This window comes from Burkholderia sp. IMCC1007 (assembly GCF_027257875.1).
GTDB lineage: Bacteria > Pseudomonadota > Gammaproteobacteria > Burkholderiales > Burkholderiaceae > Burkholderia.
Genome location: NZ_JAPVQY010000025.1, coordinates 1 through 17,256, shown reverse-complemented (window position 1 = coordinate 17,256; position 17,256 = coordinate 1). Strand labels below are relative to the sequence as shown.

The window sequence follows — 17,256 nt, the reverse complement described above, 5'->3', positions numbered from 1 at the left end:
TACCATGACACACGCCGACTACCCGAGCGTCGCGCTCGTCGGTCCGGGCGCAATCGGAACGACCGTGGCCGCGGCCCTTCATGAAGCCGGCCGCACGCCGGTGATCTGCGGCCGCTCTGCGCACGAGCAGCTCGCGTTGCGCTTCGATGGCGGCGAGATCGTCGTGCCCGGCCCCGTGCTGACCGATCCGGGAGCGGTCACGGGGCGGTTCGATCTTGTATTCGTTGCGGTCAAGTCGACGCAGGTGGCGAGCGCGGCACCTTGGGTCGCCGCGCTGTGCGATGCGAAGACCGTCGTCTGCGTGCTGCAAAATGGCGTCGAGCAAAAAGCCACCTTCGCACCGTATGCGGCCGGCGCCGCGGTCGTGCCGTCGATCGTCTGGTTTCCTGCGCAACGCGAGTCAGGCTCGTCGGTGTGGCTGCGCGGTACACCGCGGCTCACGCTTCCCGATACGCCGGCGAGCAACGTGGTGGTGTCGGCGTTGCGCGGCACGCGATGCTCGGTCGAGGTGGCGGAGGATTTCATCTCGCTCGCATGGCGGAAACTTTTGCAGAACGCGGTCGCGGGACTCATGGTGCTCACCGGCCGCCGCGCCGGCATGTTCTCGCGTACCGACATCACCGAACTGTCGCTTGCGTACCTGCGCGAATGTCTCGAGGTCGCCCGTGCGGAGGGCGCGAAGCTGGGCGATGAAGTGCCTCGGGAGATCGTCGATGGATTCCATCGCGCCCCACCCGATCTGGGTACGTCCATTCTTGCCGATCGGCAGGGCAACCGCCCGCTCGAATGGGACTGTCGCAATGGCGTCGTGCAGCGATACGGACGATCTCACGGAATTGCGACGCCGATCAGCGATCTGGTCGTGCCGCTGCTCGCGGCCGCCAGCGACGGTCCGGGCTAGTAGCAGCGGCTGGTGGAAGACGGCCAGCGCGAGCCGCTCGCGATTTGCGATCGCGTGGCCGCGCGCTGCAGGCGTGGTTCTGGAACGACCGTCTCCGCCGGCCGTACCAGGCGGCGGGCGGGGCCCCGAGCACATGTCTGGGTTCAACCGACGCGTCGACGCATGGCGTTCTGTTCTGGTAGCGCCACGGAAACGTGGCTGCGCTGGCGTGCCTATGCGGAGCGACGCAGCGAGACGGCGATACATAGGCGCAGGGGCCGCCATCCGATTCGGCGGATCCGTGGCCCCTGCAGCATCCCGCGCGCGACGCGCCGTCGGCGGTTCGGAAGAACGCCGGTCGGCTTCGATGATCTTATTCCGACGCGGCCGATGCCGCGCGTGCCGCTTTGGCTTTCTTTTCCGCGTGGTGGTGGCCGATTGCGCAACCCGCAGCGGCACCGATTGCGCCATGGTGCCCGGCAACGTGGCCGGCGACACCGCCGACGGCGGCCCCCTTCAGGCACCCCGCAGCAAATCCCGACAGCGGAACTGCCGTCAAGGCGATGCAAATTGCCAATAGAGAAAAGGATCGCATTGATAGTCTCCCGGTAAAACGAATTGCGTTATCAGGCTTCATCTTCAGAAAGGAGTGGTCATCGTGGAAAAGGACACGCATTGACAGCGCATGAGTCGCATCGCCGGCTTGGCTATACACATGACGTTGCCTTCCCGCTCGTCGCGGGCTGGACGCTTGGATCCGTACCGCGCGGGCATTTCAGAAGAGGTGCGTGAACAGAAAGAACAGCACCAGCAGCCCGATCGGTACGCCGAGCAGCCATGCGATCAGATACTTGCCCATGTCGGCGTCCTCCGTGCGGCCGCGACGCGACGTGCGTCGCGGCCGATTGAGACTACCCCCGCGTTACGGCGTTACAGCTCGCGATCGAAATCCTTCAACTGCCGCTCGGCTTCGTCGCGCGCGATCCCGTAACGCTCCTGGATCCTGCCGACCAGATAGTCGCGGTTGCCTTCGGCGACTTGCAGATCGTCGTCGGTCAGCTTGCCCCACTTGGCCTTCAGCTTGCCGGTCAGTTGTTTCCATTGACCCTTGATCTTGTCTTCGTTCATCGTTTGCTCCTGTCATAAGGGGAGAAAAGCGGGGAAGAAAAGCGCGGCGCTCGGCCGCGTAACAGCTCAGGCCTTCGCCTTCAGGCCGGACGAGTCGACGTGCTTCACGCCCTTGACCGCGCGCGTCACGGCGATCGCTTTCTTCACCGCGGTCTTGGACGGCAGCACGCCCGTCAGCGTCACGACGCCGTCCACCGTCTTCACGCTGATGTCGGTGCTCTTCACGCCCTCGGTGGTCGCGAGTTCGCTCTTCACCTTGGTCGTGATCCACGTGTCGGTCACGGGCTGGTCCGATCCGTTCGTCATGCCGCTGTCGGCCGACGACGACGCCTGCGCCTGTGCATCCGTGAGCGGCGCGGCGGACAGAAGGAAGGCCGCGCTGACGGCCAGCAGCGTGGAAAGGTGCGAAGCTTTGTTCACTGACGTTCTCCTTCGGTTGTCGTGGTGGAGGGAATGAACCGGTAGGTGCTTAGCACGTCGCGTTCCCGGCGCGCCCGCGGGCGATCTGCGCGTCGTCGCCGGCTCACGCGGCGGCACGCTCCGCCGACCCACGTCGGTGGCTGGCGGCATCGCGGGGAGCGGTGTCGGGGCGGGCCCGACGGAAATCTGCGCGACCCCCGCGCACGATTTTTGCGACGCCGGCGGTAGCGCCATTTCCCGCATTCGAAGCGCTCCCGGCTTCGACGGCGATCCGTGGTCGCTGCGGTAAGATTTTGCGCAAGAATGACAATGCCCCCGCAGGCAGGTGACGCTGCGCCGCCCGGTTTCGCCGCTTGTTTTCCGGATCCGGCGGCGGGTTGCGATGCCGGCAACGGGCTCTCCGAAGACTTTGAGCGATGAAAGCCAACACAGAGTCGGTTGCGGCGCCGGAGGCAAGCCGCCGGTGCAGTCATTTCGTTCAGTTCTATGATTCCGACGTCGAATTGACGGAGGAGGTCGGCGCTTTCCTGCTGCAAGCGCTGGAGGCCGGCGGCCGTGCCATTGCGATCGCCGCCGCCGATCATCTCGCTGCGTTGGCGTCATGGCTCGACGCAGCGCGGACGGTGCGGCTCGACGCGCAGGATGCGATTCTCATTGACGCGCAGCGCGCCCTCGATGGCTTCATGATCGACGGTTGGCCGGACGACGCGCGATTCATGGCGACGGTCGGAGCGCTCGTTGCGGATGCCGCGCGAGTGGGGCAGCCGGTGCATGCATTCGGCGAGATGGTTGCCCTGCTGTACGCGCAGGGGCGCGGCGAAGCGGCGCTGCGGCTGGAGGAGCTCTGGAACCGGCTCGCCGACGCGCACCGCTTCTCGCTTTTCTGCGCGTATCCGCAGCGCGCGTTCGTCGGCGCGCGGCACACGCGGCTGTTCGGTCACATTTGCAATGCGCACCAGCACGTGCTGCTCGCCCGCCCGTTGCGCGACGCCGGCATAGAGGATCTGCATTTGAGGCTCGCGCTCGCCGAGCAGCGCGCGAGATCGCTCGAAGACGAGATGGAGCGGCGAAGGGCTGCCGAGCATCAACGCGACGCAGTGCTGATGAATTTGCCGATCGCGTCGGCGCTATTGGTCGGTCGTCAGCATACGTTCCAGTTGGCGAACCCTCGCTATCTCGCGATGGTGGGCCGTGCCGACCTGATCGGCCTCGCGTTTCTGGACGCGTTCCCTGAGCAGGTGGACGGCGCGATTGCCGCGGCGCTGCAGCGCGTGTTTGCCGATGGCGTGCCGGTCGTTCGAGAAGAGTACAAGACGGCGACCACCGATTCGTCGGAGCGCGTTCACACGCTTTACTTCGAGCCCTTGCGTGCGTCGTCGGGCGAAGTCGAGGGTGTGATTCTCAGCGCGGTGGAGGTCACGGAATATGTGCGCGCACGCGACGTCGTCGAGAAGTCGCGGATCGAACGCGAAGCGCTGCTCGCGGATTTGCGCAATGCCAATGGCGCAAAGGATCGGTTTTTCGCGATGCTCGGCCACGAGCTTCGCAATCCGCTCGCACCGATCTCGACCGCTCTGGCGCTCGTGCGCCAGCAAAACGGCGGTGCGTCGGACCCGCTTCACGACATCATCGAGCGCCAGGTTGCGCATCTTTCGAGGCTCGTCGAGGATCTGCTGGACGTGAGCCGCATCACGCACGGCGCCATCGAACTGGTCCGCGAGCCGGTGCCGGTCGCGACCGTACTCGCGCATGCGATCGAGGCAGCGAATCCGTTGATCGCGCAACGTTCGCAGACCTTGGCGCTCGGCCTCGCAGACGGCGGCGGCACGGTGTTCGGCGACGCCGGCCGCCTCACCCAGGTGTTCGGCAATCTGCTGAACAATGCGGCGAAATTCACGCAGGCCGGCGGACACATCCGGGTCAAGGCCGTGTCGACCGATACCGAGGTCGTCGTGTCGGTGACGGACAACGGCGCGGGTATCGACGCGGATTTGATGCCGCGTCTGTTCGTGCTTTTCGAGCAGGGGCAAGCGACGATCGACCGTGCCAATGGCGGCCTCGGCATCGGGCTTGCGCTCGTGAAGAGTCTCGTGGAACTGCACGGCGGTACGGTAGTGGCAAGTAGCGGCGGGCCGGGGCAAGGTTCGACGTTCACCGTTACGCTGCCGGCCGTCGCGGCGGCTACCGGTGTGCCGCCGGAGGAGCGGGCCACGCCTGCGCCGGATGGCAACGGTGCGCGCGTGTTGCTGGTCGACGATAACAAGGACAACCTCACGGTGATGGAATCCTATCTCGTCGGGCTGGGATTTCACGTGACCACCGCGACGGACTCGGCGACGGCGCTCGAAGTGGCTGCCGCACTGTCCCCTGCGTTCGCAATACTCGACATCGGCTTGCCCGGCATGGACGGATACGAACTGGCTCGCGCGCTGCGCAAGCACCCAAGGGCGACACCGCTGCGGATGTTCGCGCTGACCGGCTATGGTCAGCCCGAAGACCGCAGACGTTCCGAGGAAGCGGGATTCGAGCGGCATTTCGTCAAGCCGATCAAGTTGAAGGAACTGGTCGAAGCGCTGACGGCGGCTCCGGGTACAAGCGAGTCGCCGCCGGGTACGACCCAATAGCGCGGCACGCGTGGTCTTGCGAATTCCGCTGAGGATCGTGATGCCGCTCCAATGTGCCCCAGCTTTTTGCTCGTCAACAACCACAAAAAACATCATTTCCCCGAAGTCTGCCTGTCAGCAGAATGTCTCCATTCCCACTCGCGCGATAACAGGCACCGCCCATGTCGCAGCGAGCCGCACTTCAGAAGGAGACAGCCGTGGCAGTGCAAACAACTTCAATCGATACGCTGGTCGTCGGTGCCGGGCAGGCCGGCGTGGCCATGAGCGAACACCTCGGCAAGCTCGGCGTGCCGCATCTCGTGCTGGAGCGCGACCGCATCGCCGAACGCTGGCGCACCGGACGCTGGGATTCGCTGGTCGCGAACGGCCCTGCGTGGCACGACCGCTTCCCGGGGCTCGAATTCGACGGGCTCGACCCCGATGCGTTCGCGTCGAAGGACCAGGTCGCCGACTACTTCGAAGCGTATGCGCGCAAGTTCGATGCACCGATCCGCACCGGCGTCGAAGTGAAGCAGGTCACGCGCAACGCGGGCAAGCCGGGCTTCGTCGTCGAGACGTCCGACGGCACGATCGAGGCGAACCGCGTGGTCGTCGCGACGGGGCCGTTCCAGCGCCCGGTGATTCCGCCGATCGCGCCGGACGACGCCAGCCTCGTGCAGATCCACTCCGCCGACTATCGCAACCCGGCGCAACTGCCGGACGGCGCGGTGCTGGTGGTCGGCGCCGGTTCGTCCGGCGTGCAGATCGCCGATGAACTGCAGCGCGCGGGCCGGCACGTCTATCTGTCGGTCGGCCCGCACGACCGGCCGCCGCGTGCGTATCGCGGCCGCGACTTCTGCTGGTGGCTCGGCGTGCTCGGCGAATGGGACAAGGAAGTCGCGACGCCCGGCCGCGAACACGTGACGATCGCCGTGAGCGGCGCGCGCGGCGGTCACACGGTCGACTTCCGCGCGCTCGCGCAGCAGGGCGTGACGCTCGTCGGGCTGACGAAGTCGTTCGACGGCGGCGTCGCGGTCTTCGAGCGCGATCTCGCGATCAATCTGGCGCGCGGCGACGAGAACTACCTGTCGCTGCTCGACGCGGCCGACGCCTATGCCGCCCGCAACGGCCTCGACCTGCCGGAAGAACCGGAAGCCCGCCGCATCCTGCCGAATCCGGACTGCGTGACGCAGCCGATCCTCGCGCTCGACCTGGCCGGCGCCGGCGTCACGTCGATCGTGTGGGCGACCGGTTACGCGCTCGACTACGACTGGCTGAAGGTCGACGCGTTCGCGGCGAACGGCAAGCCGCAGCATCAGCGCGGCGTGTCGAAGGAGCCGGGCATCTATTTCGTCGGGCTGCCGTGGCTGTCGCGTCGCGGCTCCAGCTTCATCTGGGGCGTGTGGCACGACGCGAAGCACATCGCCGACCACATCGCCACGCAGCGCAAGTACCTCGATTATCACGACGCGTCGCAACGCCGCGCAAAAACGCGCACGGAGCAGGGCGACACGGCATACGCGGCGCGGGCCGATGCCCGCCCGCTCGTCGACGCAATCGGCTGATCCGCATTCGCACCGCGGCCCGCGCGTTCCACGACGCCCGGGCGCCGAGCCAACCCGAACCCGAACCCCGCCGCGCCGCGACCGCTTCCGGCCCGGTGCGCGAACCCACCGACATTCGAAGGACCTCGATGAGCCAGCCTACCCACACGCGTATCCGCATGTTCAACACGAAGGATACCTACCCGAACCAGACGCTCGACAACGACCTGTGCCAGGCCGTGCGGGCCGGCAACACCGTCTACGTGCGCGGCCAGGTCGGCACCGATTTCGACGGCAACCTGATCGGCCTCGGCGACCCGCGCGCGCAGGCCGAGCAGGCGATGAAGAACGTGAAGCAGTTGCTCGACGAAGCCGGCAGCGACATCACGCACATCGTGAAGACGACGACCTACCTGATCGATCCGCGCTATCGCGAGCCGGTGTACCAGGAGGTCGGCAAGTGGCTGAAGGGCGTGTACCCGATCTCGACGGGGCTCGTCGTGTCGGCGCTCGGCCAGCCGCAGTGGCTGATGGAGATCGACGTGATCGCGGTGATCCCGGACAACTGGCAGCCGAACCGCGCATAGGAGCCGACATGACATTCTCCATCGTCGGGCGCTGCCCGGAAACGGGCCAGGTCGGGATCGCGATCAGCTCGTCGAGCATCGCGGTGGGTGCGCGCTGCCCGTGGGTGCGCGCAGGCGTCGGCGCGGTCGCGACGCAGAACATCACGCTGCCGGCGCTCGGCCCGCAGATCCTCGATCTGATCGAACACGCGCAGCTCGCGCCGGCCGACGCGCTCGACCGCGCGCTCAGCGCGAACGGCTGGCGCCAGTACCGGCAGGTCACGGTGATCGACGGGCAGGGACAGACGGCGTGCTTCACGGGCAAGGAAGCGCTCGGCACGCATCATGCGGTGCAGGGCGAGCAATGCGTGGCGGCGGGCAACCTGCTGGCCGCGCCGGCGGTGATCGACGCGATGGCGCGCGCGTTCGAGCAGGCGCCGGGGCTGCTCGCCGATCGCCTGCTGGCCGCGATGCACGCGGCGATCGCGGCGGGCGGCGAGGCGGGGCCGGTGCATTCGGCCGCGCTGAAGGTGGCGGGCGACGTGACCTGGCCGATCGTCGACCTGCGCGTCGACTGGGCGGACGCCGACCCGATCGGGCAACTCGATGCGCTGTGGCACGCCTATCGTCCGCAGATGCAGGACTACCAGACGCGCGCGCTGAATCCGACGGCCGCGCCGAGCTATGGAGTGCCGGGCGATGAGTGATCCGTCGAGCCGCGCGCTGCTCGAACGGCTGATCGGCTTCGCGACGGTCAGCCGCGATTCGAACCTCGCGATGATCGAGTTCATTCGCGACTATCTCGACGGCTTCGGCGTCGCGAGCGAGCTGTTCTACAACGCGGAACGCACGAAGGCGAGCCTGTACGCGACGATCGGCCCGCACGATCGCGGCGGCATCGCGCTGTCGGGCCATACCGACGTGGTGCCGGTCGACGGGCAGGCGTGGACGGTCGAGCCGTTCCGGCTGACCGAGCGTGACGGCCGGCTGTACGGGCGCGGCACGGCCGACATGAAGGGCTTCATCGCGTCGGTGCTCGCGGCGGTGCCGGCGTTCGTCGCGCGGCCGTCGAGCCTGCCCGTGCATCTCGCGTTCTCGTACGACGAAGAAGTCGGCTGTCTCGGCGTGCGGCCGATGCTCGACGCACTGGCCGCGCGCGAACACCGGCCGCGCCTGTGCGTGATCGGCGAGCCGACGGAGCTCAAGCCGGTGCTCGGTCACAAGGGCAAGCTCGCGATGCGCTGTCACGTGAAGGGCGCGGCGTGCCACTCCGCGTATGCGCCGCTCGGCGTCAACGCGATCGACTACGCGGCGAAGCTGATCGGCCGGCTCGGCGAGATCGGCGCAGCGCTCGCGCGGCCCGAGCATCACGACAGCCGCTTCGATCCACCGTTCTCGACCGTGCAGACGGGGCTGATCAACGGCGGCCGCGCGCTGAACATCGTGCCGGCCGAGTGCGAGTTCGATTTCGAGGTGCGCGCGCTGCCGGCGTTCGATGCGCACGACGTGCCGAGAAAGCTGCAGGACTATGCGGAATCCGAACTGTTGCCGAAGATGCGCGCGGTGCAGGCCGACACCGACATTCGTCTGCAGCCGCTCGGCGCGTATCCGGGGCTCGCGACGTCGCCGGACAGCGAAGCCGCGCGATTGCTCGCGATGCTGAGCGGTTCCGATGCGTTCGGCACCGTCGCGTTCGGCACCGAGGGCGGGCTGTTCGGGCAGGCCGGCATTCCGACGGTGGTGTGCGGGCCGGGCAGCATGGACCAGGGGCACAAGCCGGACGAGTTCGTCACGCTCGAGCAACTGCACGGATGCGACGCGATGCTGGGTCGTCTCGTTGCGTATCTCGCTTCGGCGGGCTGACCCAACGACATCGAACCGCATCAGCCTGCATCGGCTTGCATCGAGCTGCGTAACCGCACGCTGCCGCTTCGCGGCGCGTGCGGTTTTGCCTTTGCGTGCGTCGTCAGCGCGCCGATTCCGCGACGATCTGCGCGAGCCGCTCGCGGCAGAAGTCGACGAACGACTGCGCCTGCTTCGTGAGCTGCCCGCGCTTCAGGCGCGCGGTGACGAGCCCCGACGGGCTCACCGTTTCGCTCAGGCCGATCGTCACGACGCGCCGGCCGTCGTACGTGTATTCGGAATGCGGTCGCGTGACGAGCAGCGAGAAGCCGAAGCCCTGGCCGACCATGCCGCGCACCATCTCGATCGACGGCGAGCCGAACACGATGTTCGGCGTCAGCCCGAGTTCGTGAAACAGGCTGACGAAGTACGTGCGGCTCGGCTGCACGTCGAGCAGGATCATCGGCTCGACGCTGAGATCGCGCAGCGACACGTGCGCCTGCCCGGCAAAACGATGGTTCTCGGGCAGCAGCACGTACGGCTGCTGCGGCGGCATCAGCGGTTCGGTCTCGATCGTGCCGTCGAGGTCGTGGTCGTAGAGAAACGCGAGATCGAACGTGCCGGCGGTCAGCCCCTGCACGAGTTCCTGCTGGTCGCCGTCGCGCAGCCGGATGTTGACGCCGGGGTAGCGCTCGCGAAACCCCGCGATCAGTTGCGGCAGATAGAGCGGCGCGACCGTCTCGAAGCAGCCGATGTCGATTTGCCCGGTGATGACGTCGTTGTCGGCCAGCGCGTTCTGTTCGAATTCGTGCGCGATGCGCAGCAGCTCCTGCGCTTTCCGGTAGAAGCGCGTGCCGCTCGGTGTCAGCGACACGCCCTGCGCGTGATGGCGAATGAACAGCTTCACGCCGAAGCTTTCCTCGAGGCCCTTGATCGCGCTGGAGATCGACGGTTGTGCGATGAAGAGTTGACGTGACGCTTCGGCGACGCTGCCGGATTCCACCGTCGTCAGGAAATATTTCAGTTGCCGCAAAGTGTAGTGAGCCACGAGCACCCTCTGATACCGGCGCCGCCGCGTGACCGGCGGCGCGCATTCTGTCCATTGCCGTGCGTAGCACGTTACCCGAAGAAGCGTTGCGCCGGAATTTTCGCTGCAGAGTTTTTTCGTATGTCCCGGAAATATTTTTAGTATTTTCCGGTCGCGCGATGCGTGGCGCACCATCGTCTCCAACCTGGATCGCAGCGACGCCGCACACGCGTTGGCGCCGTGTTCATTCGTCCCCGCTTGCATCGCGCCATGGTGCGCGATCGGCGCGTCGTCGACCGCGTATCCGGCCCGCTTGCAGGCGCGCATCTCGTCGCGCCGGCTGACACGGAAAGCGCGCATCGCGCGCCAGACAGGAGACATCGCCATGACCACCGCGGACCGCAACGCGTCCCCCATGATAGAGAAACACACGATCGGCTACGTGCCGCCCGCCGATCGCCACGGCAAGGTACGCGACCTGTTCACGCTCTGGTTCGGCGGCAACATCGCGCCGCTGCCGATCGTGACGGGCGCGCTCGGCGTGCAGATCTTTCACCTGAACCTGATGTGGGGCATCGTCGCGATCGTCGTCGGCCAGGCAGTCGGCGGCGTGCTGATGGCGCTGCATTCGGCGCAGGGGCCGCAGATGGGCATTCCGCAGATGATCCAGAGTCGCGCGCAGTTCGGCTCGTGGGGCGCGCTGCTGGTCACGGTGATCGCCGCGGTGATGTACGTGGGCTTCTTCGCATCGAATATCGTGCTCGCCGGCAAGTCGGTGCACGGCATCGCGTCGTCGGTGCCGGTGCCCGCGGGCATCGTGATCGGCGCGGTGGGCTCGGGGCTGATCGGGATCGTCGGCTACCGGTTCATCCACATCCTGAACCGGATCGGCACGTGGGTGCTCGGCATCGGCATTCTCGTCGGCTTCTGGATGATCCTGTCGCACGTGAGCACCGCCGATTTCCTCACGCGCGGCGGCTTCGACTTCGCGGGCTGGCTCGCGACGGTGTCGCTGTCGGCGTTGTGGCAGATCGCGTTCGCGCCGTACGTGTCGGACTATTCGCGCTATCTGCCGGAAGACGTCGGTGTCGCGTCGACGTTCTGGGCGACCTATCTCGGCTGCGCGATCGGCTCGACGCTCGCGTTCGTCTTCGGCGCGGTCGCAGTGCTCGCGGTGCCCGCCGGCGCGGACACGATGGATGCGGTAAAGCAGGCGACGGGCCCGCTCGGGCCGCTGATGCTCGTGCTGTTCCTGCTGAGCGTGATCAGCCACAACGCGCTGAACCTGTACGGCGCGGTGCTCGCGGTGATCACGTCGGTGCAGACGTTCGCGTACCGGTGGATTCCGACCGCGAAGGCGCGCGCGGTCGTGTCGGTCGTGATCTTCGTCGCGTGCTGCTATGCGGCGATCGGCGCGTCGACGAACTTCGTCGGCAATCAAGTCGACCTGGTGCTCGCGCTGCTCGTCGTGCTGGTGCCGTGGACGGCGATCAACCTGATCGACTTCTACGTGATCCACAAGGGCAAGTACGACATCAAGTCGATCTTCATGGCGGACGGCGGCGTGTATGGCCGCTTCAATCCGCAGGCGCTGCTCGCGTATGCGATCGGGATCCTCGTGCAGATTCCGTTCATGAACACGCCGATGTATGCGGGCCCGATTCCCGCGCATCTCGGCGGCGCCGACCTGTCGTGGGTCGTCGGGCTCGTGCTGACGTCGCCGCTGTACTACTGGCTCGCGACGCGCGACAGCGCGTATCGGCGTCGCCAGACCGGCGCGCAGTTGCCGCCGTCGGCGGCGCGGTAAGCGGCGCGTGCCGCGACGTGATGTGACGTGACGTGACGCAAAAAAACCGCCGCATCGATGACGATGCGGCGGCCGTGGGGAGGGCAGCGATGCGGCAGGCCGGCTCGCGTGCGTCGCGAGCCGGCCTTGCGGGTCAGACGACCGCCGAGCGCGCGACGCGCACCGGCACCGACTTGTACGACGGCGTGCCGCTTTCCTTGTCGATGTAGTCGAGCGGCACGAGCACGTTCGCTTCCGGGTAATACGCGCCGACCGACCCCGGCGCGATGTCGTACTCGATCGCCGTGATCTTCTCGAGGCGCAGCTTGCGGCCCGACGCGGTGATCGTCTCGATGTCGACGAGGTCGCCGTGCTCGAGCCCGTACTTCTCGAGATCCGCGACGTTCATGAACAGCACGTCGCGTCGTCCGAACACGCCGCGATAGCGGTCGTCGAGCCCGTAGATCGTCGTGTTGTACTGATCGTGGCTGCGCAGCGTGATGAGCCGCAGCACCTGTTCGCCGCCGAGCACGTCCGCGTCTTCCTTCACGCCGGTGTAGACGGAGAACATCGCCTTGCCGGTCGGCGTCGGCCACACGCGCTCGGTGGGCGGCAGCGGCAGCCGGAAGCCGCCGGGCGTGCGGATCCGCTCGTTGAACGCCTCGAAGCCGGGCACCGTGCGATCGATCAGGTCGCGGATGCGGTCGTAGTCGGCGATCAGGTCGAGCCACGCGACCTTGCTGGCCGGCAGCGTCGCATGCGCGATCCCCGCGACGATCGCTGGCTCGGAGCGCAGCGCGTCCGACGCTGGCTTCAGCTTGCCGGCGGACGCGTGCACCATCGACATCGAATCCTCGACGGTGATCGACTGCCGGCCGCTCGCCTGCACGTCGAGCTCGGTGCGGCCGAGCACGGGCAGGATGTAGGTTTCCTTCGCGACCAGCAGGTGCGAGCGGTTCAGTTTCGTGCCGAGATGCACGCTCAGGTCGAGCTTGCCCATCGCCGGGAACGACAGATCGGGATCGGGCAGCGCGACCGCGAAGTTGCCGCCGAGGCACAAGAGCGCCTTGGCCTGCCCGTCGATCATGGCCTGCATCGCCTGCACGGCATCGTGCCCGTGATGCGCGGGCGGCTTGAAGCCGCACACCTCCTCGATCTTCTGCAGGAACTCGGCCGACGGCTTCTCGGTGATGCCGACCGTGCGGTTGCCCTGCACGTTCGAGTGGCCGCGCAGCGGACACACGCCCGCGCCGGGCTTGCCGATGTTGCCGCGCATCAGCAGCAGGTCGGCGATCAGGCGCACGGTTGCGGTGCCCTTGTTGTGCTGCGTGACGCCCATCCCGTACGTGACGATCGTCGCGTTCGACTTCGCATACGCGAGCGCGACCTGTTCGAGCTGCGCCTGGGCGAGGCCGCTCGCGCGTTCGATGTCATCCCACGACGTGGCCTGCAGGTCGGCGGCGAACGTATCGAAGCCTTCGGTGTGCTGCGCGATGAAGTCGCGGTCGAGCACGTCGCCGCGCTCCGCTTCGAGCTGCAGCAACGCCTTCATGATGCCCTTGAGCGCGGCCGCGTCGCCGCCCGCATCGACCTGGTAGTACGTCGAGGCGATGCGCGTCGAGCCGAACGACGCCATCTCGATCATGTCCTGCGGATCGGCGAAGCGTTCGAGCGCGCGTTCGCGCAGCGGGTTGAACACGATGATCGGCACGTTGCGGCGCGAACACTCGTGCAGCGTCCCCATCATCCGCGGGTGGTTCGTGCCGGGGTTATGGCCGATCGAGATGATCAGCTCGCAGTGGTCGAAATCCTCCAGCGACACGGTGCCCTTGCCGATCCCGATCGACTGCGGCAGGCCGACGCTGGTCGGCTCGTGACACATGTTCGAGCAGTCGGGGAAGTTGTTGGTGCCGAGTTCGCGCGCGAACAGCTGATACAGATACGCGGCTTCGTTCGACGCGCGGCCCGACGTATAGAACTCGACCTGCTCGGGCGGCAGCGCGCGCAGCACTTCGCCGATGCGCGCGAACGCGTCGACCCATGCGACCGCGCGGAACGTGTCGGTCGCGCGATCGTAGACGAGCGGATGCGTGAGCCGGCCCATGTTCTCCAGCTCGTAGTCCGACATGCGCAGCAGCGACGATACGGTGTTCGCCGCGAAGAACTCGGGCGTCACGCGCTTGGTCGTCGCTTCCCACGTGACGGCCTTCGCACCGTTCTCGCAGAACTGGAACGTCGACTTGTGTTCCTTGTCGGGCCACGCGCAGCCCGGACAGTCGAAGCCGTCGGGCTGGTTGGTCCGCATCAGCACGATCGGCGCCTCGATGGTTTCCATCTGCGTGCGCACCGCTTCGGCTGTCGCGCGAAGCGCGCCCCAACCGCCGGCGGGCCCATCGTACTTCCTGATGCCTGGCACTTCGCGTCGATTTGTCATGTGAGTCTCCTTGAGCCGGTTCCGCTGCCGGGTGGCTCGGGTTGCGCCGCATCGCGGCGTGGGGCGGCTCCGTCCCGTGGACGGAGCCGGTCATGCATGCCTGCGCATCGGCACCCGCGCGGGTGTCAGTGCGCGTCCTTCTTCGTACCGGAAGCCTTCTTGCCGGACGGCTTCGCAGCGGGCGGCGGCGCGTCGGATCTTGCTTCGCGATCCTTCGCATCGTCCGAGGCCTTCGTCGCGTTGCCGTTCGGCTTCGCCTTGTCCTTGTCCTTGTCCTTGTCCTTGCCGTCTGCGCTCGGCTTCGCGTGCTTCGCTTCGGCCCGTGCGAGCTTGATGAACTTGACTGCATCGCTGGCCTTGTCGTAATCGACTTCGACGCGATCGCCGGACTGCAGCTTGTCCGCGAGGATCTCCTTCGCGAGCTTCGTCTCGATGATCTGACGCACCTGGCGCTTCAGTTCGCGCGCACCGAACTCCGGCTGATAGCCGGCTTCGGTCAGGTGTTCGACGAGCGAGTCGCCCATCACGAGCGTGATGTCCTGCGCGGCGGCGGTGCGCACCACGCGGTCGAGCTGGATCTGCACGATCGAGCGGATGTTCTCCTTCGACAGCGCATGGAACACGATCACTTCGTCGATCCGGTTCAGGAACTCGGGGCGGAAGTGGCCCTTCAGCACCTGCATCAGTTCGTCGCGGATCGCCTTGTCGGTCTTGCGCGCGGCCTCCGGCTGCGTGAGGTTGTCCATGATGATCGCGGCGCCGAGGTTGCTCGTCGCGATGATGATCGTGTTGCTGAAGTCGACGACGCGGCCCTTGCCGTCGGTGAGACGCCCGTCGTCGAACACCTGCAGCAGCACGTTGTACACGTCGGGATGCGCCTTCTCGATCTCGTCGAGCAGGATCACGCTGTACGGCCGGCGCCGCACGCGCTCGGTGAGCTGGCCGCCTTCGTCGTAGCCGACGTAGCCGGGCGGCGCGCCGATCAGCCGCGCGACCGCGTGCCGCTCCATGTACTCGGACATGTCGATGCGGATGATCGCCTGCTCGTCGCCGAACACGGTCTCGGCCAGCGCCTTCGCGAGCTCGGTCTTGCCGACGCCCGTCGGCCCGAGGAACAGGAACGTCGCGATCGGCCGGTGGGTCTGGCCGAGCCCCGCGCGCGACAGCCGCACCGCATCGCTGACGGCGACCACCGCATCGTTCTGGCCGACCACGCGCTCGCGCAGCTGCTCCTCCATCTTCAGCAGCTTCTGGCGCTCTTCCTGCGTGAGCTCGGACACCGGAATGCCGGTCAGCCGCGACACGACTTCGGCGACCGATTCGACGGTCACCTCGAGCGTTTCGGAGCCGGTCTTGCGCTGCCACGCTTCCATCTTCTCGTCGAGCGATCGCTGCTTCTCGTTGATCTGCTCCTCGAACTGCTTGGCCTCGTCGAAGCGCTTGCGCGACGTCGCGTAGTCCTGCTCGCGCTTCAGTTGCGCGATCTGCGCTTCGCCTTCCTGGATGTCGACCGGGCGCGAGGTCGCGCCGATCCGCACGCGCGCGGCAGCCTGGTCGATCAGGTCGATCGCCTTGTCGGGCAGGAAGCGCGACGTGATGTAGCGATCGGCGAACTCGGCGGCCGCGACGAACGCGTCGTCGGCGAACGTCACCTGATGGTGCGCCTCGAGGCTGTCGCGCAGCCCGCGCAGGATCACGATCGTCTGTTCGACGCTCGGCTCCGGCACGAATACCGGCTGGAAGCGCCGTTCGAGCGCCGCGTCCTTCTCGATGTGCTTCTGGTATTCGTTGAGCGTGGTCGCGCCGATCAGGCTCAGCTCGCCGCGCGCGAGCGCGGGCTTCAGCACGTTCGCGATGTCGAGGCCGCCTTCGCCGCCGCCCTGGCCCGCGCCGACGATCGTGTGCAGCTCGTCGATGAACAGGATCAGTTCGTCGTGCTTCGCAGTCACTTCGTCGATCAGCTGCTTCGCGCGCTCCTCGAATTCGCCGCGATACTTCGCGCCGGCCACCATCGAGTTGATGTTGACTTCGACGAGCCGTTTGCCGCGCAGCACTTCGGGCACGTCGCCGTTCACGATCCGCTGCGCGAGGCCCTCGACGATCGCCGTCTTGCCGACGCCCGGCTCGCCGATCAGCACCGGGTTGTTCTTCTTGCGGCGCGCGAGCACCTCGATCGTGCTCTCGATTTCCTGCGCGCGGCCGAGCACCGGATCGAGCTTGCCCTGGCGCGCGATCGCGGTGAGGTCGCGGCCGAACTTGTCGAGGTTCGGCGTACCCGTCGGCGCATCGACGCGGCCGTCTTCCGCGCCCTTGCCGACGACCTTCACGACCTTCTGGCGCAGCGCCTCCGGCGTTACGCCGTATTTCTTCAGCAGCGTGCCGGCAATGCTGTCCGGCACCGACGCGAGACCGATCAGCAGATGCTCGGGGCCGATGTACGAGTGACCGAGATCGCGCGATGCCTGGAACGCGTACTGCACGGCCTTCTTCACGCGCGGCGAGATCGACAGCTTGTCGAGCGACGCGTCCGGGGACGCCGTGCCGGTGTGCGCGTGCTCGTCGATGTAGGCCTTGATGTCCTGCGGCGACAGCTTCAGTTCCTTCAACAGCGCCGCGCACACGTCGGTGTCGGCGAGTGCGTACAGCAGGTGTTCGGTGTCGAGTTCGGTGCGGCGCAGCTCGTGCGCCTTTTCGGCTGCACGCTGCAGCAGTTCGAGCGTCTGCTCGCTGAACGCGTCGGTCGGGTCGACCGATTCGCGCGGAATCTCGGCGGCGAGCGGCGCTTCGTCGCCAGGCTCGCCGAACAGCGACGAACCGCCACCGCCCAGCAGGGAATCGAACGGGTTCAGCATGCTCTGATGCCGCATCAGCTGACGGAAGTGGTAGTCGCAGATCGAGATCGTCTTGCGTTCGCCGTCCTGCATCACGGTTGCGCGCGCAACGGCCGGCCGCGCGTGACAGATATCGCAAAGTGCGGGCATGGTGGTCTGGCTCCTGTCATTGAACATGGATCGAAGGGAAGTCCC

Annotated in this window: 13 protein-coding genes; 7 read left to right on the top strand and 6 right to left on the bottom strand. The window is 66.9% G+C overall.

Going from position 1 to position 17,256, the window contains the following annotated elements; genetic code table 11:
* The first annotated feature begins 4 nt into the window (after positions 1–4).
* On the top strand, positions 5–901 hold the full coding sequence (locus O1Q03_RS21160; RefSeq protein ID WP_269505881.1) for an oxidoreductase: 897 nt from the start codon (positions 5–7) through the stop codon (positions 899–901).
* A gap of 352 nt (positions 902–1,253) precedes the next feature.
* Here the strand turns inward: O1Q03_RS21160 and O1Q03_RS21155 are convergent, their stop codons facing one another.
* The 3 genes from O1Q03_RS21155 to O1Q03_RS21145 form a co-directional block, all read right to left on the bottom strand.
* A complete protein-coding gene (locus O1Q03_RS21155) occupies positions 1,254–1,475 on the bottom strand; it encodes a hypothetical protein (protein WP_269505975.1) in 222 nt (73 codons plus the stop codon).
* A 335-nt stretch (positions 1,476–1,810) separates the two neighbouring features.
* Complete coding sequence (locus tag O1Q03_RS21150) at positions 1,811–2,008, bottom strand: CsbD family protein (protein WP_269505880.1); 198 nt, start codon at positions 2,006–2,008, stop codon at positions 1,811–1,813.
* 66 nt (positions 2,009–2,074) lie between these two features.
* Positions 2,075–2,428, bottom strand: a complete 354-nt coding sequence (locus O1Q03_RS21145; RefSeq protein ID WP_269505879.1) for a BON domain-containing protein — start codon at positions 2,426–2,428, stop codon at positions 2,075–2,077.
* A gap of 416 nt (positions 2,429–2,844) precedes the next feature.
* Here O1Q03_RS21145 and O1Q03_RS21140 point away from each other — a divergent pair, with 416 nt between their 5' ends.
* From O1Q03_RS21140 to argE, 5 genes are all read left to right on the top strand, one after another.
* On the top strand, positions 2,845–5,052 hold the full coding sequence (locus tag O1Q03_RS21140) for a hybrid sensor histidine kinase/response regulator (RefSeq protein WP_269505878.1): 2,208 nt from the start codon (positions 2,845–2,847) through the stop codon (positions 5,050–5,052).
* A 197-nt stretch (positions 5,053–5,249) separates the two neighbouring features.
* Positions 5,250–6,596 carry a flavin-containing monooxygenase gene (locus tag O1Q03_RS21135; RefSeq protein WP_269505877.1) on the top strand — a complete coding sequence of 449 codons (1,347 nt, stop codon included), beginning with the start codon at positions 5,250–5,252 and terminating at the stop codon, positions 6,594–6,596.
* A 128-nt stretch (positions 6,597–6,724) separates the two neighbouring features.
* Positions 6,725–7,162, top strand: a complete 438-nt coding sequence (locus O1Q03_RS21130) for a RidA family protein (protein ID WP_269505876.1) — start codon at positions 6,725–6,727, stop codon at positions 7,160–7,162.
* Positions 7,163–7,170: 8 nt separating this feature from the next.
* Positions 7,171–7,848, top strand: a complete 678-nt coding sequence (locus tag O1Q03_RS21125) for a DUF1028 domain-containing protein (protein WP_269505875.1) — start codon at positions 7,171–7,173, stop codon at positions 7,846–7,848.
* Positions 7,841–9,004 (top strand): acetylornithine deacetylase, encoded by a 1,164-nt coding sequence (gene argE / locus O1Q03_RS21120; RefSeq protein ID WP_269505874.1) that lies wholly within the window; start codon positions 7,841–7,843, stop codon positions 9,002–9,004. The genes O1Q03_RS21125 and argE overlap by 8 nt, the downstream gene beginning before the upstream one ends.
* A 103-nt stretch (positions 9,005–9,107) precedes the next feature.
* Here the strand turns inward: argE and O1Q03_RS21115 are convergent, their stop codons facing one another.
* Positions 9,108–10,031: a LysR substrate-binding domain-containing protein gene (locus O1Q03_RS21115; protein ID WP_269505873.1), complete on the bottom strand. Its 924-nt coding sequence runs from the start codon at positions 10,029–10,031 to the stop codon at positions 9,108–9,110.
* Positions 10,032–10,395: 364 nt separating this feature from the next.
* Here O1Q03_RS21115 and O1Q03_RS21110 point away from each other — a divergent pair, with 364 nt between their 5' ends.
* Positions 10,396–11,817 (top strand): purine-cytosine permease family protein, encoded by a 1,422-nt coding sequence (locus tag O1Q03_RS21110; RefSeq protein WP_269505872.1) that lies wholly within the window; start codon positions 10,396–10,398, stop codon positions 11,815–11,817.
* 133 nt (positions 11,818–11,950) lie between these two features.
* On the opposite strand, the gene O1Q03_RS21105 is transcribed toward O1Q03_RS21110, so the two are convergent.
* Both O1Q03_RS21105 and O1Q03_RS21100 read right to left on the bottom strand, forming a co-directional pair.
* Positions 11,951–14,230 carry an FdhF/YdeP family oxidoreductase gene (locus O1Q03_RS21105; protein ID WP_269505871.1) on the bottom strand — a complete coding sequence of 760 codons (2,280 nt, stop codon included), beginning with the start codon at positions 14,228–14,230 and terminating at the stop codon, positions 11,951–11,953.
* 125 nt (positions 14,231–14,355) lie between these two features.
* Complete coding sequence (locus tag O1Q03_RS21100; protein WP_269505870.1) at positions 14,356–17,211, bottom strand: ATP-dependent Clp protease ATP-binding subunit; 2,856 nt, start codon at positions 17,209–17,211, stop codon at positions 14,356–14,358.
* Between the last annotated feature and the right edge of the window lie 45 nt (positions 17,212–17,256).